Below are 20,210 nucleotides of genomic sequence, written 5' to 3'. Positions count from 1 at the left end.
ATCTCGGCGTACGAGATCGTGGTGCACGGCCGGGCCGCCCACGCGGGCCTCGACCCCGGCAAGGGGGCCAACGCCGGAGTCGAGCTCGCCCACCAGATCCTCGCGGTCGCCGCGATGGCGGCCGCGGATGCCCCGCACCCGCCTGGAGGTGCTCGGCGGCCCGAACCGCCCGCCGCTCGAACCGGCCGCGTCGGCCGACCTGTTCGCGCTCGCCCGGCGGGTCGCCGCCGACCTCGGGCTCGCTCCGCTCGCGGGCGCGGCCGTCGGAGGCGCGTCGGACGGCAACCTCACCGCCGGGGCCGGCTGCCCCACCCTGGACGGGCTGGGCGCGGTCGGCGGCGGCGCGCACGCCGACGACGAGCATGTGGTCGTGGCCGAGTTGCCGGGCCGTGCGAGGCTGCTGGCGGGCCTGGTCGAGGCGGTGCGCGGATGAGCGGCCCTGACGAACCGGACCTGCGGGAGCCACGTCCGCGCGAGTTGCACGACATCGAGGAGTTCGAGGAGGTCTGCCGCCTGTTCTGCGGCATCTGACGGCCGGATCCCGGCGGTGCGCCGGTCACGGTGGAGATGCTGCGTGCGCTGTCGCACGCCGGAAACTATGCGGCGGGGGCCTACCTGGACGACCGGCCGGTCGGCGCGTCGGTCGGGTTCGTCGCGGCCCCGCCGCGGCGGACGCTGCACTCCCACATCACCGGGACCCTCACCGGGCGAGGCGTCGGCTTCGCACTGAAGCTGCACCAGCGGCAGTGGGCGCTCGACCGCGGCCTGGAGACGATCACCTGGACGTACGATCCGCTGGTGCGCCGCAACGCCCACTTCGACCTCGTCAAGCTCGGGGCCCGACCCGAGGAGTACCTGTCGGCCTTCTACGGCAGCATGGGCGACGCGATCAACGCCGGGGACGAGTCCGACCGGGTGCTCGCCGTCTGGTGCCTGACCGCATCGGGGTCGAGCCGATCCCGTCGCTGCTGGACGAGGTCACCGTCACGAGCGAGTGGATCACGCTCTGACCTCCGCCGGCGGCCGGCCGGCCCGCCTGCGACGGCTCAGTGCCAGTCGCTGATCTGCACGTCCCGGGGGGCCGGCGCGCCCTCGCCGATCTCCACCAGGGACTTCAGGCTCATCAGGAACGTGGCCCACTTGGTGCTGCAGTGGTGCATGAACTCCACGGGCTCCTTCCAGCCCTGGTGCTTGAACAGCACGATCGTGTAGTCGCCGTCCTGGCGGAGATCCCAGTCGATCGTCGTCCCGATCCACTCCTCGGGGCCGTCGGCCACCCGCCACGCCACCCGTTCGGACGGACGCAGCTCGACGACCTCCATGTCGAAGCCGCCGGGCGGGAACCGGAACTCGAGCACGCCGCCGACGTCGCCGCTCCCCTTCGTGTCGTCGGTCCACCAGCCGGCGAGGCCCTCGACGGTCGTCAGCGCGTCGTACACCTTCTCCGGCGACCGGGTCTTGACCCCGATCCTGTGCAGAATGTCTGCCATCCTCGGCTCTCCTCGGTCTAGTCAGTCCTGTTGGGTGCGCTGGATCGCCTCGGCGATGCGCTTGATCCGCTGCAGCCGGGCGTCCCACGCCGCCCCTACGGACGACAGCTGGGCCACCGCGCGGGCGAGCTGGGCGTCGTCCACCCGATAGCGCTTCTCCCTGCCCGCCGGCGTCCCCCGGACCAGGCCGGCCCGGTCGAGGACGCCGAGGTGCTTGGCCACCGCCTGACGGGTGACCGGGAGCCGCTGGGCCAGCGAGGTCGCGGTGCCGTCGCCCTCGATGAGCAGCAGGTCGAGCATCCGTCGCCGGGTCGGGTCTCCGATCGCCGACCAGAGGTCGTCGTCGACGTTCTCGGCCGTTGTGGCGCTCACGGCCGCACCCGCAACGTCGCGACGTACGGCGCCAGCCGCGGCAGGTAGAAGTCCCAGCCGGTGACGTGCTCCCGGTACTGCTGCTCCAGGACGGCGACCTCCCAGCCCATCTCGCGGAAGCCGGACTCGGTCATCCTGAGCAGCGTCCCGCCGCCCGAGGGGGTCAGGTCGAAGGTGACCAGCAGTGAGTTGCCCCCGGCCGCCACCTCGCCGGCCGGGTGCGTCCAGCGGAAGGAGAACGTCCGCGGCGGCCGCACGTCGACGACAGTGAACGCCACCACCGCCCCGCCGGCGTCGCGGTCGCCGAAGACGATCTCCCCCGCCGACCCGGGCGCCGGCTCGTACCGGGCGTCGTCAGGCCACCACTCCTTGAGGTGGTCGGGACTGCTCACCACCTCGAAGACGATCTCCGGCGCCGACTCGATGTAGATCTCGCGCTCGATGGTGCCGAACTCCATGTCAGCCTCCTGCAACGTTTGGTTGCACATGAGGCTATCCCGGAGGCCGGCATTTGCGCAACCAACGGTTGCACATCGCCGGCCCGGCCGGTCGAGAATCCCCGTTGAGTGCGTCGTTGTGAGGAACAGGTCGCCGTCGATGCCCGAGGTGTGCGCCGCCGGAACGTGACCGTCGTGGACACCTCCGGGTCCGCGACCCGGAACTCCGGCAGGATCTCCCACACCGGCGTGTCGACGGTGACCCGCCCCTGCTCGCCAGCAGCATGATCTGCGTCGCCGTCCACAGCTTCGTTATCGAGCCGATCTGGAAGAGCGAGTCGGAGGTCGCCTCGACGCCGGTGGCGACGTTGAGCACCCCGGCGGCGAACTCGTGGACCTCTCCCTCGTGGTTGCCCGAACGCTAGGCGTCCTTTCCCGCCGCCACCAAGTCCAACTCACCGAACCGGCGCATCGCTCGTAGTGGGACTCTCCAGCACAGCGCGCCGCACCTCGAACAGAAAACAGCCGAACTCCACGGCCCGCACGTGGACCAGCGCCGTCTCCGGGTCCTCCAGCAGGGTGTCCAGCAGGATCGACGCCGCGACGGGGTCGGCCGACTGGTGCCCCTCCACGAGGTGCCCGTTCAGAATGGAGCCGTCGGCGCGGTAGGTGCGGAAGACCCGGCGCGGGCCGCCCATCGCGGCCGGATAGCCGGGTCCTGTTTCCGGCTGAGGCCCCTCACACGGCTCCTCGTGGACGAACACCGGCCCGACCTCCTCGTACGCCCCGGGGTCGGCGCCGGTCTCCAGCGCCCAGCGGCGCAGCGGCGCGTAGGCCGCGAGCAGGATCGCCTCTCCAGGCCGGGAGCGGCGCAGGCAGCAGCGCAGCGGGTTGCCGCCCTCCTCCTCGACGATCCGGCGCGGCCGCCGCCCGGCGTCGTCGGTCTTCCTGAGCTGGTCAAGCACGTCGGGCGCGATGGCCCTGATGTCGAACGTCATGCCCTCATCGTGGCCGTACGGCCGTCCGGAGGGCTGGCGGAAAACGGACGACGCGTCAGGAGGCGCTGACGGTCTCCGGCACCGTGTCCTCCTCGTCCGCGGCCTTGGCGGCCTTGCGCTTGAGCCACACGGTGGTGCCCAGGCCGCCCAGGACGGCGACCGCCAGCCCCACCCAGGAGAAGTTCTTCAGCCACTTGTCGGCCACCACGCCCAGGTAGTAGATCGCGGCCGTGGTCCCGCCGGCCCACACGACGCCACCGAGGACGTTGGCGACCAGAAAGCGCCAGTACGGCATGTGCAGGGCACCGGCCAGCGGACCGGCGAGGATCCGCAGCAGGGCGACGAAGCGGCCGAAGAACACCGCCCACATGCCGTGGCGGTTGAACACCTGCTCCGCCTTGGCGATGTGCGCGGGGCCGAAGTGCTTGGGGAAGCGCCGTCCCAGCCGGTCGAACAGCGGCCGTCCGCCCTTGCGGCCGATCAGATAGCCGATGGAGTCCCCCACGATTGCGCCGCCGCTCGCGCAGAGCCCGACGACCACGGGGTCCACGACCCCTTTGGCCGACAGCAGCGCGGCGCTCACCAGCACGATCTCACCCGGGAGCGGGATGCCCAGACTCTCCAGCCCGATGACGGCGCCCACGAGCACGTAGACCCAGACGGACGGGATGGTCTGCAGCCACTCGTCGACGTGCATCTCACTCCCTCAACGCGGTAACAGCACCCATTCTGCCGTCGCCCCGGGGGTGAGCCATCCGCCGGAAGGACCAGAGCGGGTCACCCGGGAGAACGACGGGCGTGCCCCGCCCCCGTCCGGGAGGCGGTCAGTCGCGCATCGCCGCGCGCACGGCTTCGCGCATCGCGGCGTGGACGGCCGCGTTGCTCACCCGGTCGGTGCGCGCCTCCACGATGCGCAGGCCGTCCCCCTTGATCGCCCTGGACAGCTCCTCCGGGTCCTCGACCAGTGTGTACGGCAGGCCGCTCGCGGCGGCCAGGTAGCCGATGTCCACCCCGTGGGGCGTGCCGAAGACCCGCTCGAACGGGTCCTCCAGCGCGGCCTGCGGCAGCAGGGAGAAGATCCCCCCGCCGTCGTTGTTCACCACCATCAGGCACAGGTCGGGCCGGGGCTCGCGCGGCCCGAGAATCAGTCCGTTCTGGTCGTGCAGCAGCGTGAGGTCGCCGATCAGCGCGTACGCCGGGCCGTTGTGGGCGAGCGCCGCCCCGACGGCGGCGGAGACCAGGCCGTCGATGCCGGACGCGCCCCGGTTGGCCATCAGCCGCAGCCCCCGCCGGGGGCGCATGGCCTGGTCGAGGTCGCGGATCGGCATGGAGGACCCGCAGAACAGCAGCGAGCCGTTGGGCACCACCTCGGCGAGGTCCCTGGCCAGCCGCGGCTCGGTCAGCCCGGAGGAGTCGAGAACGTCGTCGATCGCCTCGCGGGCCACGTGGTCGGCGTGCCGCCAGGCGCGCAGCCAGGCGTCCCCGCCGGCCGCGATCGGGATCTCCACGGCCTGGGCCACCTGCGTCGCCGAGCGGGTCGGGTCGGGCCAACGGGTCAGGTCGGGGGCGACCACGATGTGCTCGTCGGCCCGGCGCAGCCACGACAGCAGGGGGCGCGACAGTCCGGGGCGGCCGAGGGTGACCACGACGTCGGGCCGGTGGGCGTCGGCCCACTCCTGGTCGCCGAGGAGGAAGTGGTAGGTCGAGACGGCGTGGTCGCCGTACCGGCCGCCGCCGTTGGGCTCCGACAGCACGGGCCAGCCCGCCATGCCGGCGGCCGCGACGTATCGCCGCACGTTGGCGGCGCCGTCGCCGACGACCAGCACTCCGCGCCGGGTCGGCGGGATGTGCAGGGCGGCGGAGGGCGGCGCAACCCGTGCCCGGAACCACGCGCCGGAGGCGCCGCCGTCCAGCGGCTCGCACCAGCTCGCGTCGCCGTCGGGGATCAGCGGCTCGCGGAAGGCCACGTTGAGGTGGACGGGCCCGGGGTCCGGCGGCCCGGCGGCGCGCTGGCAGGCCCGGCACACCAGCGACCGCCAGTAGGCCACCTGGCCCGGCCGCTCCTCGGGCACCCCGACCTCGGCGAACCAGCGCACGGCCGAGCCGTACAGCTTGACCTGGTCGATCGTCTGGTTGGCGCCGGTGCCGCGCAGCTCGGGCGGCCGGTCGGCGGTCAGCAGGAGCAGCGGAACACCCGACTCGGACGCCTCGATCACGGCGGGGTGGAAGTTGGCCGCCGCCGTGCCCGAGGTGCAGATCAGGGCCACCGGCCGCTCGGACCGCTTGGCCAGGCCGAGCGCGAGGTACGAGGCCGAACGCTCGTCGAAGCGCACGTGCAGCCGCACCCGCGACTCGGCGTGCGCGGCGAGCGCCAGCGGCGCGGACCGGGAGCCCGGGGCGAGCACCACGTCGGTGACCCCGCAGCGCACCAGTTCGTCGATCAGGACGGTCGAAAGAGCGGTCGCCGGGTTCACTGCCGCGCCCCCAGAACGCCCCGGCCGGCCCGGTTCCTGTCCACCCGCCCGTCTCCTCCCGTTCTCGGAGCCGCAAGCGTACGGCAAAACGGAGAGGCCGCCGTCATCGCGCGGCCCTCTACGGGCGGCGGGGGAACTTCGAGAAGTCCGGCTTGCGCTTCTCCTTGAACGCGTCGCGGCCCTCCTGGGCCTCCTCGCTCATGTAGTAGATGAGCGTCGCGTCGCCGGCGAACTGCTGCATGCCGGCCGCGCCGTCGGTCACCGCGTTGAGCGCGCCCTTGAGCATGCGCAGCGCGAGAGGCGACTTCTCCAGCAGCTCGCGGGCCCACTGGACGGTCTCCTCCTCCAGGCGCTCCAACGGCACCACCGCGTTGACCAGGCCCCACTGGAGCGCGGTCTGGGCGTCGTACTGACGGCACAGGTACCAGATCTCGCGGGCCCGCTTGAGGCCGACGGTCTCGGCGAGCAGCCAGGAGCCGTATCCCCCGTCGAACGAGCCCACCTTGGGGCCGGTCTGGCCGAACTTCGCGTTGTCGGCGGCGATCGTCAGGTCGCAGCAGACGTGCAGCACGTGGCCGCCGCCGATGGCGTAGCCCGCCACCATGGCGATGACCGGCTTGGGGCAGCGGCGGATCTGCACCTGCAGGTCCAGGACGTTGAGCCGGCCGATGCCGTGGGTCTTGTCGTCCACGTAGCCGTCGTCGCCGCGGATCTTCTGGTCGCCGCCGGAGCAGAACGCCTTCTCCCCGGCCCCGGTGAAGATGATCACACCGACCTCGGTGTCCTCCTGAGCCCGGTTGAAGGCCTCGCGGAGCTCGAACAAGGTCGTGGGCCGGAAGGCGTTGTGCCGCTCGGGGCGGTTGATGGTGATCTTCGCCATCCCCTCCGCGGTCTCGTAGATGATGTCCTCGTACTCGCCCGACCGCTTCCAGTCGACCCCGCTCGTCACACCCGCTCCTATCGTCATCAACCAGGCGTCGTCACCAACCAGGCGTCGTCCTCAATCAGGCGCCGGGACTAACCTTACGACCGTGCTCAGCCGTCCAGGACACCGCCCAAGACAGCGACCCGTGCACGCCCTCGTCCTGCCTCCGGGGCCCGCTCTGTCCGAGGCCGTACGGCAGGCCCTGACCGGCGACGGCCCCGCCGTGCTGCCGCTGTCGCCCGACCTGCCGCGACCCGCGCTCGAGGCGACGCTTGAGGCGCTGCGCCCCACCCACGTCGTCACCGCCGACGGCGTGCGGCGCGAGCCGGACGGTGAGCCGTCCGACGCCGCGCTGATCATCGCGACCTCCGGCTCCACCGGCGCCCCGAAGGGGGTCGAACTGACGGCCGAGGCGCTGCTCGCCTCGGCCCGCGCCTCGCTGGCCAGGCTCGGCGCCCGCGAGGGCGACCGCTGGCTGTGCTGCCTGCCGCCGTCGCACATCTCGGGCGCGCAGGTGCTCGTCCGGTCGCTGCTGTGCGGCACCGAGCCGATCGTCCACGCGCGTTTCTCCCCCGGCGAGGTCGCCGCGAGCGGGGCGGACCACGTTTCGCTGGTCCCCACCCAGCTGCGGCGGATGCTGGACGCGGGAGCCGATGTGGCGGCCTTCGGCACGATCCTGCTCGGCGGGGCCGCCGCCCCCCAGGGCCTGCTGGCCGAGGCCCGCGCGGCGGGGGCCAGGATCGTCACCACGTACGGCTCCAGCGAGACGAGCGGCGGCTGCGTGTACGACGGCCTGCCGCTCGACGGAGTCGAGGTCAAGATCGGCGGCGACGGACGGGTGCGGATCGCGGGCCCGGTGCTGTTCTCGGGTTACCGCCTGCGCGAGGAGCGGCCCTTCGAGGGCGGCTGGTTCGTCACCTCCGACCTGGGCTCGATCGAGGACGGACGGCTCACCGTGCTGGGCCGGGCCGACGACGTGATCAACACCGGCGGCCGCAAGGTCGTGGCCGGCTCGGTCGCCGACGTCCTGGCCGGGCACCCGGCCGTACGCGACGTCGTTGTGGTGGGCCGGCACGACCCCGAGTGGGGCGAGATCGTGGTCGCCGTCGTGGTCCCCCGCGATGGCGGCGAGGTCACGCTCGGCGAGCTGAGGGCGTTCGCCAAGGAGCGGCTGCCCGCCTACGCCGCGCCGCGCGCCGTCGAGTTGGTGTCCCGGATACCGCTCCTGCCGAACGGCAAACCCGATATGGTCGAACTCAAGAACCGGAACCGCGGATGACCTTCGTGCGTCTGTAAGAGCAGGGGGAAGGGGACGCCGCATGCAACCGATCCGCCTCACGCCGGCCCACAAGATGATGGCCTCCGCCGTGCTCGTCGGCGTCGTCATCGTGGGCGGGGCGTCGGTCACGGCCGCCGCCTTCGCCGGCCGCCTGGACGACGTCGCGAAGGTGGGCGACGCCCCCGCCGCCAAGCTCGGCCCGGCGGCGGGCGGCCACGGGAGCTCGGTCGAGGTCTCCCCCGGCGATCCCGGCCACGACGACCCCACCGGGCCGCGGTCCGGATCCGAGGTCGACCCCGACGTGGTGCTGAAGGAGCTCACGGACGACCCGGACGGGGTCGCCGACTACTGGACGGACGAGCGCATCCAGGGGGCGAATCCCCTGCCGGTGCCCCAGGTCAGCGTCAGCATCATCCCCAATTGAACGGCCCATCCGGGCGAACCTGACAACCTCCCCCGCGAGGTGAGGGAACAAACCGGGCGCGAGAGCGTTATTGATACTGGTGCGCTGAGCCGCCGGACGCCGCGCCCCGATCGCAAGCATCAGACCGCGAACCAACCATGAACTCCGCAAGGAGGAGGTGTCCTCATGCCCCGGACCGCCGTGGCGGCCTCGCCCGAGCGCGAGGCGACCCCGACGACGCTCGACCTGCTCTTGGAGCGAGGCCGCGCACAGGGTCGCCTTTCCCTGCCGGAGCTGCGCGAGGCCTTCGCCAAGGCCGGCGTCAGCCCTGTCGAGGGCCGCTCGATTCTGCGCGAGCTCACGGAGGCGGGCGTGAACCTGGCCGCCGACAGCGGCCCGGACAGCGAGCCGGTCGCGCAGACCGAGGCGGCAGCCGAGACGGGCGCGGGGGCTCCCCCCGCGACGCCGGCCAGGAAGTCCCGCCGGGCCGCCCAGGCCGCGGCGCAGGCCGCGAAGAACGGGCCGGCCGCCAGGAGCGCGGCGAAGAAGACGGCCAAGGCCGCCGCCGAGGAGCCACACGACGAGGAGCCGCAGGCCGACGAGGCCGAGGTGGAGGACGGCGGGACGCTCGACCTCGACGACACCTCCTCGGTCATGGGCGACTCGGTCCACACCTACCTGAAGTCCATCGGCCGCCGCACCCTGCTCACCGCCGCCCAGGAGGTGGAGCTGGCCAAGCGGATCGAGGCCGGGCTGTACGCCGAGTACAAGCTGGAGACCGGGCTCGATAACGGCGAGCACCTGCCCCCGCACGTGCGCGAGGACCTGGAGTGGGTCATCGAGGACGGCAGGCGGGCCAAGGACCACATGCTGGAGGCCAACCTCCGCCTGGTCGTCTCGGTGGCCAAGAAGTACACCGACCGGGGCATGGCCCTGCTCGACGTCGTGCAGGAGGGCAACCTCGGCCTGATCCGCGCCGTCGAGAAGTTCGACTACACCAAGGGCTACAAGTTCTCGACGTACGCCATGTGGTGGATCAGGCAGGCCATCCAGCGCGGCTTCGCCGACTCGGCTCGGACGATCCGGCTGCCCGTCCACGTGCTGGAGATGCTGTCGAAGCTGTCGCGCGTCGAGCGTGACATGCACCAGCGGCTCGGCCGGGAGCCCACGCCGGAGGAGCTGGCCGCCGAGCTGGACAAGACTCCGGACCAGATCGAGGAGCTGCTGCGCACCAGCCGGCAGCCGATCAGCCTCGACTCGACCATCGGCGAGGACGGCGAGACGCGTATCGGCGACCTCATCGAGGACGTCGACTCCCCCGAGGCGTCCGAGGTCGTGGACCGCCAGCTGCTGGCCGAGCAGCTCAAGGGCGTGCTGAGCAACCTGTCGCCGCGCGAGGCCAAGATCATGAGCCTGCGCTTCGGCCTGGCCGACGGCAAGCCGCACACGCTGGACGAGATCGGCAAGCACCTGGGCCTGACCCGTGAGCGGATCCGCCAGCTTGAGAAGGAGTCGCTGTCCAAGCTGCGCCACCCGAGCAACACCCGCCCGCTGCTCGACTGGGCTAGCTGAGATTCTGGCCAGCTGAGATTCGGGCCGGCTGATCCGGATATTCGTACGGCCCGCACCCTCTGGGGGTGCGGGCCGTACTGCTGCGTGCGCTCAGCGGCCGGCGGCGGCCAGGCCCTTGCGCACGTCGCGCGGGGTCAGGCGGGCGGGGTCGCCCGTCTTGGAGGCGCGGGGCACCCGCGGGATGCCGCTGAGGCGGTGCGCCTCGCGCAGCGTGCGCAGACGGTTCACCTCGTCGGTCCACAGCGCGCCGTCGGGGGTGGCCTTCGCCTTGCGCCGGGCGATCCTGCTGTCGTAGGACTTCACGCCGAAAGTGGCGCGCTGGCCCGCCTCCGCCGCGCGCAGCCCCTCGGTCAGGGCGGCGTCGAAGCCCAGGGCCGCCTCACGCAGCTCGGGGAGCGGCGCGCCCGCCGCCTTCGCCTCCTGGAACCGCCGCTGCGCCACCCGGACCTTCTCCAGCACGTGGTCGAAGTCCTTCCGGATCTCCAGATCCGCGTGGTAGCGGACCTCCGCCTCCCGGCTCACCCGCGGACGGAAAAACGCCATCGTCAGCCCCTTCGGTATCGAACTCGCGCGATCGGACGCGCGCAATCGAACTCGCGTCGCAGTCCGTAGCGTACGCGCTCCGCGCGGGCACCCGCACCGCAGGGTGCGCCCCCCTTTACATAGTAAGGATCGGTATGGCAGCATGATCGTGTGCCTGCCAAGCGACCACCCGTCCCCCTGTCCCGCGAGCGGATCATCGACGCCGCCCTGCACATCGCCGACGGCCAGGGCCTGCGCCGGCTGACCATGCGCCGGCTCGGCGACGCCCTCCAGGTGGAGGCCATGGCGATCTACCACCACCTGCCGCGGGGCAAGGAGGCGCTGATGGATGCCCTCGCCGAGCACGTCACGACCGTGCAGGTCGATCCGGCCGCCGCCGCCACCTGGCAGGACAGGGCGCGCGCCTGGGCCCGCGCGAGCCGTGCCGCGCTGCTCGAACACCCCGGCGTGCTGTCGCTGGCCCTGACCAAGCCGCCGAAGGGGTCGGCCCTCATCGCGATCACGGAGCAGATCGAGCAGTTGCGCGAGTCGGGGGCGGGCGACCCGGCCGGAGCGGTCCGCGCGTTGCGCGCCTACGTCTTCGGCAGCGTGGCGGTGGAGGTTCAGCAGTCGGGGTGGGCGGATCCGGACGCCGAGGTGCGCGACGCGCGCACCGCCGAGGGCGAGCGCGACTTCGAGCACGGCCTCGACGCGCTGGTCGCGGGCCTCGGCGGCTGAGCCCCTGGAATTTCCGGTCGGTCCGCATCGGTCGTGTCTGCCGACCGGAATCTGTGACATCTCGGTTACCCGACTGTCGGCGTGTCGAGGCCCGACCGGTGCCGCCAATGGGGCATTCTTGTGTACTAGGTCACATCAGTGTGCGCGAGCCTGCTCGGGGTGCGGTCGGGTCCCCTGCCCGACCGGCGGAAATGCTCCGAACGGACTATGTCGTACGGATGCGGCCGAGCCGCAAACTGGTGGAGTCCAGTGTGGTGTGCGTCATACCCCACGGGCACCCGGAAGACAAACAAGAGCGAACGATAAAGACACGGAGCCCCGGCGATGTGCCCTCATGAACCGGCCTGTCCCAGCGCGGATGCAAAGGACCGAGAAGCCGCCCGCACGATAGCCTGTCACCCAGAGCAGGGCTGGAGCCTGCTCTGCAACGGCGTCGTGCTGTTCGAGGACACCGGCGAGCTGCTGCCCGACGGCGGCGTCATCGCCCCGCACCGCCCCACCGACATGGCCATCAGCGCCGCTTAGGCGAAAGCAGCCACCGGGCCACCACCTCGCCCACCCGGGCGGGGTCCTTTTTGAACTCGTGCCCCTCCCCGGGGAGGACCACGAGACGTGCGGTGTCCTTCTCGTCCGGCACGCCGAACGGATCCCGATCTCCGTTGACCACGAGCACGGGGATCCCCGCCTGCCGTAGTTCTTCCGCCCGTGAGCGTTCCGGCTTGCCCGGCGGGTGGAGCGGGAACGCGAGCGCCACCACCGCCTCGGCTCCGGCGGCGCGCGCGGTGCGGCAGGCGACCCGCGCGCCGTTGCTGCGCCCGCCCTGGACGAGCGGCAGGTCCGGGTGGCGCTCACGAAGCGCGGCGACGATCGACAGCCACGCCTCGTCCTGCTTGACCGCCGACCCCGGCGCCCGCGCGCCGCGCAGCCGGAAGGGCTGGGTCACCCGTGCGACGGTCCCCCCGATCGCCAGCACCGCGTCCCGTACGGCGAGCAGGTCGGGGGCGTCCACACCTCCCCCGGACCCGTGGGTCAGGACCAGCAGCAGCCGGGGATCGGCCGCCTCGTCCACCTCGGCCAGAGCACGGCCGTGCGGGGTCTCGATCTCCATGCGGGCGACGGTAGCGGGTCCGACCGGAGCAGGAGGACACGACCCTCCGATCGGAGGATGGCACGCCCCCGCGGAAGGGGCCAGAATGTCACAGTGACGGACATCACATCGCAGCAGCCGCCGCCCGCGACCGGGCGCCCCGTTTCTCCGCCGCTTCCTCCGCCGTCGGCGGCCTCCTCGACCCGCGAGGACTTGCGCGCCGTCATGGCGGCCCGTCGTGACCTCGGCCCCGAGTACGAGGACGCGCTGGTCGACTCGTTCCTCGACAAGCTCGACGTCGAGATCGCCGCACGAATACGCAACGAGGTGGCGGCCCAGCTGCGTCACCAGCCGCCCGGCCCCGTGGTCAAGCAGAGGGACGGCGCCGTGGGCGTGGCCATGGGGTCGCTGGCCCTGGGCATCCCCCTGACCGGGATCGCGGTGGGAAACGCGAACCTCCCGGGCCTGCTCCTGTCCTGGGGCGGGATCATCGCGGTCAACTTCGCCTACGCCATCAGCCGCCGCTCCCAGCGCTGACGTCCGGCCCGTCGGTTCACCGCCGCCGGCTGAGCGTCCTCAGCCGGCCGCGCCGGCCTCCATCCCGGGACGGACGTCCCGGCCCAGGCGCAGCAGCACCTGCTCGGCGAGCGCGGGATCGGGATGGTCGAGGCCGTAGCGCCACACGGTCTCCGCGTCGGCGTCGCGGCCCCGCAGCGGCAGCGTGCGGGCCAGCAGTTCGATCGCGAGCGCGCCGGTACCGGCGTCGGCCCCCTCCTGACGGCTGTCCTCCACGGCTCCGGCGAACTGCGCGCACGCCATCTCCAGGTGCGCCATGCCGAGCAGCACCCGCAGGCGCGCCGGGTCGGCCACCGCGCTGACCGACAGCGCCTCAAGCAGGACGTCGGCGGCCCGCTCGGGCTCGCCGTCCTCCAGCAGCCGCTCGGCCATCCGCTCGACCACGACGGACAGACCCTCGCCGGCCTCGCCGCGGTCCGGCGCGTCCTCGTCCGCGGCGAGTTCCGCGAAGATCGCGGCCGCGCCGTCGAGGTCGCCGCCTTCGGCGAGCCGGCGCGCGTGGTCGAGCCGGTCGGACCGCCGCCCGGAATCGATGGCCGTCATACAGGGGCCTCGCATGGTCGCAGGTGATGAGAAACGATCACCGCGATCTTAACGAGACCGGCCGCCGGGCGGGGCCGACATACCCAACCGATCAGTCCTCGTAGGCCTCCAGGGGCGGGCAGGAGCAGACGAGGTTGCGGTCGCCGTACGCCTGGTCGATGCGGCGCACCGGCGACCAGTACTTGTCGTCGCGCAGGCCGGGAACCGGGTAGGCGGCCACCGCCCGCGAGTACGGGTGGGTCCACTCGCCGACGGTGAGGCACTCGGCCGTGTGCGGAGCGTTGCGGAGCGGGTTGTCGGTCGCGTCGTACTCTCCCGACGCCACCTTCGCGATCTCGTCCCGGATGGCGATCATCGCGTCGGCGAAGCGGTCGAGCTCGGCCAGATCCTCGCTCTCGGTCGGCTCGATCATGAGCGTCCCGGCGACGGGGAACGACATCGTGGGCGCGTGGAAGCCGTAGTCGATCAGCCGCTTGGCCACGTCGTCCACCGTGACGCCGGTCTCCTTGGTGATCTGGCGAAGGTCGACGATGCACTCGTGGGCGACGAGGCCGTCCTTGCCGGTGTAGAGCACCGGGTAGTGCGGCGACAGCCGCCGGGCCAGGTAGTTGGCCGACAGGATCGCCTGCTCGGTGGCCTGCCGCAGCCCGTCGGCGCCCATCATCCTGACGTACGCCCACGAGATCGGCAGGATGCCCGCCGAGCCGTACGGCGCGGCCGAGACGTGCGCCGGCAGGTGCTCGGCGAGGTGGGCCTTGACCGCGACCGGGCCGACGCCGGGGCCGCCGCCGCCGTGCGGGATGCAGAAGGTCTTGTGCAGGTTCAGGTGGGAGACGTCCGCGCCGAACTCGCCCAGCTTGGCCAGGCCCACCAGCGCGTTGAGGTTGGCCCCGTCGACGTAGACCTGCCCACCGGCCTCGTGCACCCGCTCGCAGATCTCGACGATCGTCTCCTCGTACACCCCGTGGGTGGACGGGTAGGTCACCATGATCGCGGCGAGCGCGTCGCGGTGCTTGCCGATCTTGACGGCGAGATCGGCCAGGTCGACGTTGCCGCTTTCGTCGCAGGCCACCACGACGACCCGCATGCCCGCCATGACGGCGCTGGCGGCGTTGGTGCCGTGCGCGGAGGACGGGATGAGGCACACGTCGCGGCTACCCTCGCCCCTGGAGCGGTGGTAGGACCTGATGGCCAGCAGCCCGGCGAACTCGCCCTGGGAGCCCGCGTTCGGCTGGATCGACACCCGGTCGTAGCCAGTGACCTCGGCCAGCCAGCCCTCCAGCGTCGCGATCAGCTCGGCGTACCCCTCGGCCTGCTCCGCCGGCGCGAACGGGTGGATGGACGCGAACTCCGGCCAGGTGATGGGCTCCATCTCGGTGGTCGCGTTGAGCTTCATCGTGCAGGAGCCCAGCGGGATCATCGAGCGGTCGAGCGCGATGTCCTTGTCCTGCAGCCGCCGCAGGTAGCGCAGCATCGCCGTCTCGGACCGGTGGGAGTGGAACACCGGGTGGGTGAGGAAGTCCGAGGTCCGGTGGAGGTCGGCCGGAAACGCGTCGGAGGTCACCCGGTCGAGGTCCTCGACCACGAGGTCAGGCGCGCCGAACGCCGCCCAGACCGCCCGCAGGTGGTCCGTGGTGGTCTTCTCGTCGCAGGCGACGCCGACATGGTCGTCGCCGGCCAGGCGCAGGTTCACGCCCCGCTCCGCGGCGGCGGCCACGACCTCGGCGGCCCGGCCGGGCACGCGGGCGAGCACGGTGTCGAAGAACTCGTCGTGGACGACCTCCACGCCGCCCTCGCGCAGCCCGGCGGCCAGGACGGCCGCGTGCCGGTGCGCCCGCTGGGCGATCCTCCTGAGACCGTCCGGGCCGTGGTAGACGGCGTACATCGAGGCCATGACGGCGAGCAGGACCTGCGCGGTGCAGATGTTGCTGGTGGCCTTCTCCCGCCGGATGTGCTGCTCGCGGGTCTGCAGGGCCAGCCGGTAGGCCGTGCGGCCGTCGGCGTCCACCGAGACGCCGACCAGGCGGCCCGGCATCTGCCGCTGCAGGCCCTCACGGACGGCCATGTACGCGGCGTGGGGGCCGCCGTAGCCCAGCGGGACACCGAAGCGCTGGGAGGAGCCGACGGCGATGTCGGCGCCCTGCTCGCCCGGAGGCTCCAGCAGGGTCAGCGCCAGCAGGTCGGCCGCGGCCACCAGCAGCGCCCCCTGGGCGTGCGCCCGCTCGGCGACCGCGCGGAAGGACGCCACCCGGCCGCTCACGCCCGGATACTGGACGAGGACCCCGAAGCACTCGGGCAGCTCACCGGCGAGGTCGGACTCCACCAGCGTGATGCCGAGCGGCTCGGCGCGGGTCGCCAGCACGGCCTTGGTCTGCGGCAGCGCGTCGGCGTCCACCACGAACACGTCGGTCTTCGCCTTGCTCGCCCGCCGCGCCAGCGTCATCGCCTCGGCCGCGGCCGTCGCCTCGTCGAGCAGGGACGCACCGGCGACGTCGAGGCCGGTGAGGTCCGACACGACCGTCTGGAAGTTCAGCAGCGCCTCCAGCCGCCCCTGTGAGATCTCCGGCTGGTAGGGCGTGTACGCCGTGTACCACCCGGGGTTCTCCAGCACGTTGCGGAGGACGACACCCGGGGTGATCGTGTCGTGGTACCCGAGGCCGATCATCGGAGTCAGCACCCGGTTGCGGCCGGCGAGGGCGCGCAGCTCGGCCAGGGCCTCGGCCTCCCCCACCGCCGCGGGCAGGTTCAGCGGGCCGCGCGTGCGGATGGCCTCGGGCACGGCCACGGCGAGCAGGTCGGCCACCGACTCGTAGCCGACGGCCTCCAGCATCCGGGCGCGGCCGGCCTCGGAGGGGCCGATATGACGGGTGGCGAAGGGCGGAGCGGAAAGATCGCGAAGTGTGGACCGATCGGTCATGACAGGGGCCTCCTGGGCGGGTCGAGACCTGCGGCGACCGTCCGGCGCCCTGGGTGGCGCGGCCGGTCGTGAAGCGGTCTCCCCCTCTGTCATCGGACCTGAGAGCTTCACCGGGCCGTCGAGCCCGGCTTTCCCCTTCGGTGAGGCGCCGCCTGGCCGGCGGGCCTGCTTTTCAGAGTCGCCTCGTCCGTGCGGTACGGATGCCTGAGAGATTCCGGGGAGGTTTGCTCCTTCGGCGCCCCTGAAATGCCAGGGGTCTCTCCCGCACGAGGTCGTCGGCCGTTCCCACTCTACCGGCTACCCCGGATCGGCCCGACTCGCACCCTGCTCGAGATCGGCGCCGAGACCGGCCTGGCGGGCGCGGACGATGGCCTCGGCCCGGTCGGCGACCGCCAGCTTGGCGAAGATGGTGGTGATGTGGTTGCTCACCGTCTTGCCGCTGATGGCCAGATGCCGGGCGATCGCGGGGTTGGACCGTCCCGCCGCGATGAGGTCGAGGACCTCCCGTTCACGCGCGGTGAGCTCGGGAAAGGGCTCCGGGGCCGGCGCGCGGGAGGCCCCGACGGCGAAGAAGTCGATGATCCGGCGGGCCACGCTCGGGCCGAAGACGGCGTGTCCGGCCGCGACCGAGCGGACCGCCCGGACGATCTCCTCCTGCTTCGCGCCCTTGACCAGGTATCCGAAGGCTCCGGCGCGCATCGCCGCGAACACCGACTCGTCGTCCTCGAACATCGTGAGCACGAGCACCCGGGTGGCGGGCACGGCGCGCACGATGGCCTTGGTGGCCTCCACCCCGTTGACGCCCGGCATGTGCAGGTCCATGACCACGACGTCGGGGCGCGTGAGCTGCACCTCACGGCGGGCGGCGTCGCCGTCGCCGGCCTCGCCCACCACCTCGATGTCCGGTAGCGACGTCACCAGGGCACGCAGGCCTTCCCGCATCAGCGGGTGGTCGTCGACGACGACGATCCTGATCGGTTCCCCGTCGCTCATGTCTGCTCCAGTGGAAGGCGGGCGTGGACGCGGCCGCCGCGGTCGGTGGGGCCGGCGGTGAGCGTACCGCCCAGTTCTCCGGCCCGCTCGTGCATGGATCGCAGGCCGACGCCGTGCGGCCACGCTCCGGCGCCCCCGGAGCCGCTGTCGCTCACCTCAACGTGCAGGGCGTGATCGGCGCGCAGGGAGACCCGGCACGCCGTCGCCCCGCCGTGGCGCAGCGCGTTGGTGACCGCCTCGGTGGCGATGCGATAGGCGGCCACCTCCACCGCGGCGGGCAGCGGCGGCAGGTCGTCCGGGGCGTCGACCGTGACCACGCACCCGGCGTGCTCGCGGCGCCAGGATTGCTGGGCGCGCTGGCGCAGCGCGCCCAGCAGTCCGAGCTCGTCGAGGTCGGGCGGGCGCAGATCGTAGACGAGCCGGCGGATGTCGGCGATCGCGGCAGTCAGGTCGGCGCGCAGGTCGAGCAGGAGCCGCCCGCTCCGCTCGGGGTCGGTGTGACGCAGATTGTGGGCCGCGTCGGCCTTGAGCGTCACCGCGGTGAGCACGGTGCCGAGGCCGTCGTGCAGATCGCGGCGCAGCCGCCGGCGTTCCTCCTCCCGCGCGGCCACGATGCGCGTGCGGGACTCGCCCAGTTGCTCCGACAGACGCACCGCCTGCAGGGCCAGGCCGACCGGGGCGGCCAGCAGTCCCAGGGCCCGCCGGTCCGCGCCGGACAGCCGGCTCTCCCCCGCCCGCAGCCCGACGAGCAGGTCCGCGGGCGGCCCGCCGGCCACCTCCAGCGGCACGGTGTGCCGCAGCCGCGGCGCCCGGCCGTACGTCGCGACCAGCCGCCCGTCGGAGCTGACCGCGGCGTACGGCAGCCGCAGCGCCTCGCACACGGCACGCAAGACCCCGTCCAGGCCGGTGCCGAGCCGCAGGCCGACCCGGGCGGCGGCCGCCGCAGGATCGCGGCGCTGGCCGTACATGACCCGGTCCACCGCGGACTGCACGGCCGAGCGGGCGGGCGCGAAGGCGAGCGCGACGACCGCGGTCGCGATCAGCGGGGTGGCCGACAGCCGGTCCCGCGCCAGCGCGGACAGCCCCGCGACGATGCCCAGGTAGGCCAGCACGACGCCGAGCGTGAGCACCCCGTACACCAGCGACCGGTTGACGATCAGCTCGATGTCGTACAACCCGTGGCGCAGGATCGCCACCGTGGCCGCGGCCGGGATCAGCGGCAGGGTCAGCAGGAACAACACCGGCCCGTCGGTCGTCACGATCCGCTGCGCGTTGAGCGCGGCGAACAGTCCCACCGCCCACAGCAGCCACATCAGCTGCAGCCGTGGCACCCCGCGGGACCGGCGGACGCGCAGGACGAGCGCGCAGAGAGAGGCCAGCAGCACCAGCGCGTCGGCGGCGGCGAACACCGGAATCAGCCGCTGGGAGACCTCACCCGCGACGACGGGCAGCATCGGCTCCCCCGTGGCCGGCCCGTCCCCCGCCAGCCCGGCCACCACGGGCAGGGTCAGGGTGGGCGTGAGCGGCAGGACGGCGAGGGTCGCGACGGCCAGCGGCCGCCAGCGCCGCGACAGCGTCCTGCCGTCGGGAAACAACTGGACGATCAGCGGAAGACAGACGGCCGGCGCCGGGATCCACACGGTGATGCCGAACAGCTCGACCGCCCGCGCCCACCCCTCCGGCAGCCCGACCGCGTCGGTGATCAGCCCGAGGCAGGCCACGCTCAGCGTGTAACAGGCGCCGTACGCCACGAACAGCAGCCCGATGCGGTGCCCGGGGCGGTGGGCGAGCACCAGCGCGCCGAACGCGGTGAAGGTCAGCGCCTGGACGCTGTTGGTCAGCAGGTAGGAGTCGTCGGCCGCGTCGGCGAAGGTGAACCCGCCGAGGAACCACGACACCCACGCCGCCGCCACCACGACGGCCGTGAGGATGAGCACCGCGACCGGACCGGCCCGCCTGACTGCCATGCGCTCATCATCGGACCCCGGCGCTCCCATCGGCCATAGGAGCGTGCTCCCGGATCACGGGGAGCATGGGACCGGAATCGGGACCATGCCCCCACGACGAAGGGAGCGGTCCGGGCCCATCCTCGGACTCGATCGGACAGCTCCCGGACTCTCGGAGGATCATCATGCAGCCGACCATCGACGCCCGCGCCGCCACCCCGCAGAAACCACCGCGGGACGTGCGCGGCTTCTGGCGGGTGCTGCTCGCCGTCGTCGCCCCGCTCCCCATGCTCGGCATGGGTCTCCACTACCTGTTCAGCCCCGTGGACGGCGGCGAGTCGTTCGAGGCCACGGTCGCGGCGTACGCGGCCCACGAGCAGGCCGCGGGCGTGATCCGATGGTTCGCCCTGCCGTTCCTGGTCGGGCTGATCCCGGCCACCTTCGCCGTGGCCTGGGTGGCCCGTCGCGGCGCTCCCAGGCTCACCACGGCGGGCGTCCTCCTCGCGCTGCTCGGCGACCTGGCCGGCTTCCCCTTGATCCGCGGCGGCGACGACCTCGCGTACCTGACAGTGACCAGGCACTTCGACGTGGCGACCATGGCGAGGATTCAGAACGCGCTCGAGGACGACCCCGTACAGCTGGTGGCGAGCCTGCTGTTCATCGTGGGCATCGTCGTCGGCCTGCTACTGCTCGGCCTCGCGCTGTGGCGCGGCGGCGCGGCGCCGGCCTGGATGGGCCTTCTGCTCGCAGCCGGCGGGTTCACCCATCCGTTCATGCCCGGTCACACCGCGTCGGGCGTCGGCCTGCTGATCACGGCCGTGGGCTTCGCCGGCGCGTCCGTCGCCCTGCTGCGCATGCGTAACGACGAGTTCGACCTGCCCCCGGCCAGGCCCGGCGCGCGTGCCTGACCGTTCGAGCCCGGTGATCGCCGCGGCATC

Annotated in this window: 22 protein-coding genes, 1 pseudogene and 1 riboswitch; of the genes and pseudogenes, 9 read left to right on the top strand and 14 right to left on the bottom strand. The window is 72.6% G+C overall.

The genetic code is table 11. The annotated features are described in order from the left end of the window. Positions 1-18: 18 nt before the first annotated feature. Positions 19-72, top strand: a pseudogene (locus FLX07_RS37980) (hypothetical protein); the annotation flags it as partial. Positions 73-127: 55 nt separating this feature from the next. Further along, positions 128-433, top strand: a complete 306-nt coding sequence (locus FLX07_RS37975; protein WP_223853830.1) for a M20/M25/M40 family metallo-hydrolase — start codon at positions 128-130, stop codon at positions 431-433. 613 nt (positions 434-1,046) lie between these two features. Here FLX07_RS37975 and FLX07_RS25940 read toward each other — a convergent pair. The 8 genes from FLX07_RS25940 to menB form a co-directional block, all read right to left on the bottom strand. Beyond that, complete coding sequence (locus tag FLX07_RS25940; RefSeq protein ID WP_142574272.1) at positions 1,047-1,490, bottom strand: SRPBCC family protein; 444 nt, start codon at positions 1,488-1,490, stop codon at positions 1,047-1,049. A gap of 21 nt (positions 1,491-1,511) precedes the next feature. After that, entirely contained in the window at positions 1,512-1,862 is a 351-nt protein-coding gene (locus FLX07_RS25935; RefSeq protein ID WP_142574271.1) for an ArsR/SmtB family transcription factor, read from the bottom strand. Then, on the bottom strand, positions 1,859-2,320 hold the full coding sequence (locus FLX07_RS25930; protein ID WP_142574321.1) for an SRPBCC family protein: 462 nt from the start codon (positions 2,318-2,320) through the stop codon (positions 1,859-1,861). The genes FLX07_RS25935 and FLX07_RS25930 overlap by 4 nt, the downstream gene beginning before the upstream one ends. 34 nt (positions 2,321-2,354) lie before the next feature. Beyond that, positions 2,355-2,675, bottom strand: coding sequence for a beta-lactamase family protein (locus FLX07_RS25925; RefSeq protein ID WP_229689594.1), 321 nt, complete (start codon positions 2,673-2,675; stop codon positions 2,355-2,357). Between the two features lie 79 nt (positions 2,676-2,754). After that, complete coding sequence (locus tag FLX07_RS25920) at positions 2,755-3,297, bottom strand: DUF1203 domain-containing protein (protein ID WP_142574270.1); 543 nt, start codon at positions 3,295-3,297, stop codon at positions 2,755-2,757. A 55-nt stretch (positions 3,298-3,352) separates the two neighbouring features. Next, on the bottom strand, positions 3,353-3,994 hold the full coding sequence (locus FLX07_RS25915) for a DedA family protein (RefSeq protein ID WP_142574269.1): 642 nt from the start codon (positions 3,992-3,994) through the stop codon (positions 3,353-3,355). Positions 3,995-4,121: 127 nt separating this feature from the next. Continuing rightward, positions 4,122-5,771: a 2-succinyl-5-enolpyruvyl-6-hydroxy-3-cyclohexene-1-carboxylic-acid synthase gene (menD, locus tag FLX07_RS25910; RefSeq protein ID WP_142574268.1), complete on the bottom strand. Its 1,650-nt coding sequence runs from the start codon at positions 5,769-5,771 to the stop codon at positions 4,122-4,124. Between the two features lie 118 nt (positions 5,772-5,889). Then, positions 5,890-6,720: a 1,4-dihydroxy-2-naphthoyl-CoA synthase gene (gene menB / locus FLX07_RS25905; RefSeq protein ID WP_142574267.1), complete on the bottom strand. Its 831-nt coding sequence runs from the start codon at positions 6,718-6,720 to the stop codon at positions 5,890-5,892. A gap of 121 nt (positions 6,721-6,841) precedes the next feature. Between menB and FLX07_RS25900 the strand changes: the two genes are divergently transcribed. The 3 genes from FLX07_RS25900 to FLX07_RS25890 all read left to right on the top strand — a co-directional run bounded on the left by FLX07_RS25900 (position 6,842) and on the right by FLX07_RS25890 (position 9,950). Further along, on the top strand, positions 6,842-7,975 hold the full coding sequence (locus FLX07_RS25900) for an AMP-binding protein (RefSeq protein WP_229689595.1): 1,134 nt from the start codon (positions 6,842-6,844) through the stop codon (positions 7,973-7,975). 40 nt (positions 7,976-8,015) lie between these two features. Then, on the top strand, positions 8,016-8,399 hold the full coding sequence (locus FLX07_RS25895; protein WP_142574266.1) for a hypothetical protein: 384 nt from the start codon (positions 8,016-8,018) through the stop codon (positions 8,397-8,399). 165 nt (positions 8,400-8,564) lie between these two features. Further along, the gene (locus FLX07_RS25890) at positions 8,565-9,950 is read left to right on the top strand and encodes an RNA polymerase sigma factor (RefSeq protein WP_142574265.1); all 1,386 of its coding nucleotides are present in this window, start codon (positions 8,565-8,567) and stop codon (positions 9,948-9,950) included. Between the two features lie 90 nt (positions 9,951-10,040). Here the strand turns inward: FLX07_RS25890 and FLX07_RS25885 are convergent, their stop codons facing one another. Further along, positions 10,041-10,493: a hypothetical protein gene (locus FLX07_RS25885; RefSeq protein WP_223853829.1), complete on the bottom strand. Its 453-nt coding sequence runs from the start codon at positions 10,491-10,493 to the stop codon at positions 10,041-10,043. A 150-nt stretch (positions 10,494-10,643) separates the two neighbouring features. Between FLX07_RS25885 and FLX07_RS25880 the strand changes: the two genes are divergently transcribed. Together FLX07_RS25880 and FLX07_RS25875 are read left to right on the top strand one after the other, a co-directional pair. Then, positions 10,644-11,210, top strand: a complete 567-nt coding sequence (locus tag FLX07_RS25880) for a TetR/AcrR family transcriptional regulator C-terminal domain-containing protein (RefSeq protein ID WP_142574264.1) — start codon at positions 10,644-10,646, stop codon at positions 11,208-11,210. Positions 11,211-11,534: 324 nt separating this feature from the next. Next, positions 11,535-11,735, top strand: coding sequence for a DUF5999 family protein (locus tag FLX07_RS25875; RefSeq protein ID WP_079313908.1), 201 nt, complete (start codon positions 11,535-11,537; stop codon positions 11,733-11,735). On the opposite strand, the gene FLX07_RS25870 is transcribed toward FLX07_RS25875, so the two are convergent. Beyond that, positions 11,722-12,318 carry an alpha/beta hydrolase family protein gene (locus tag FLX07_RS25870; RefSeq protein WP_142574263.1) on the bottom strand — a complete coding sequence of 199 codons (597 nt, stop codon included), beginning with the start codon at positions 12,316-12,318 and terminating at the stop codon, positions 11,722-11,724. The two genes, FLX07_RS25875 and FLX07_RS25870, sit on opposite strands and share 14 nt — an antisense overlap. Before the next feature lie 93 nt (positions 12,319-12,411). Between FLX07_RS25870 and FLX07_RS25865 the strand changes: the two genes are divergently transcribed. Next, on the top strand, positions 12,412-12,834 hold the full coding sequence (locus FLX07_RS25865; protein WP_142574262.1) for a hypothetical protein: 423 nt from the start codon (positions 12,412-12,414) through the stop codon (positions 12,832-12,834). Between the two features lie 39 nt (positions 12,835-12,873). Here FLX07_RS25865 and FLX07_RS25860 read toward each other — a convergent pair whose 3' ends face one another. The 4 genes from FLX07_RS25860 to FLX07_RS25845 all read right to left on the bottom strand — a co-directional run bounded on the left by FLX07_RS25860 (position 12,874) and on the right by FLX07_RS25845 (position 19,293). Further along, positions 12,874-13,416, bottom strand: a complete 543-nt coding sequence (locus FLX07_RS25860; RefSeq protein WP_142574261.1) for a hypothetical protein — start codon at positions 13,414-13,416, stop codon at positions 12,874-12,876. Positions 13,417-13,507: 91 nt separating this feature from the next. Next, entirely contained in the window at positions 13,508-16,333 is a 2,826-nt protein-coding gene (gcvP, locus tag FLX07_RS25855) for an aminomethyl-transferring glycine dehydrogenase (protein ID WP_142574260.1), read from the bottom strand. Positions 16,334-16,515: 182 nt separating this feature from the next. Continuing rightward, positions 16,516-16,608: riboswitch (glycine riboswitch) on the bottom strand. Positions 16,609-16,630: 22 nt separating this feature from the next. Beyond that, a complete protein-coding gene (locus FLX07_RS25850; RefSeq protein WP_189104921.1) occupies positions 16,631-17,326 on the bottom strand; it encodes a response regulator in 696 nt (231 codons plus the stop codon). After that, entirely contained in the window at positions 17,323-19,293 is a 1,971-nt protein-coding gene (locus tag FLX07_RS25845) for a sensor histidine kinase (protein WP_142574259.1), read from the bottom strand. Before FLX07_RS25845 ends, FLX07_RS25850 begins: the two co-directional genes overlap by 4 nt. Positions 19,294-19,457: 164 nt before the next feature. Between FLX07_RS25845 and FLX07_RS25840 the strand changes: the two genes are divergently transcribed. Next, positions 19,458-20,180, top strand: coding sequence for a hypothetical protein (locus FLX07_RS25840; protein WP_142574258.1), 723 nt, complete (start codon positions 19,458-19,460; stop codon positions 20,178-20,180). Positions 20,181-20,210: the final 30 nt, after the last annotated feature.

It is taken from the genome of Microbispora bryophytorum (assembly GCF_006874465.1).
In the GTDB taxonomy this organism is placed as follows: Bacteria; Actinomycetota; Actinomycetes; order Streptosporangiales; family Streptosporangiaceae; genus Microbispora; species Microbispora bryophytorum.
This window is presented reverse-complemented; position numbering and strand designations above follow the sequence as displayed.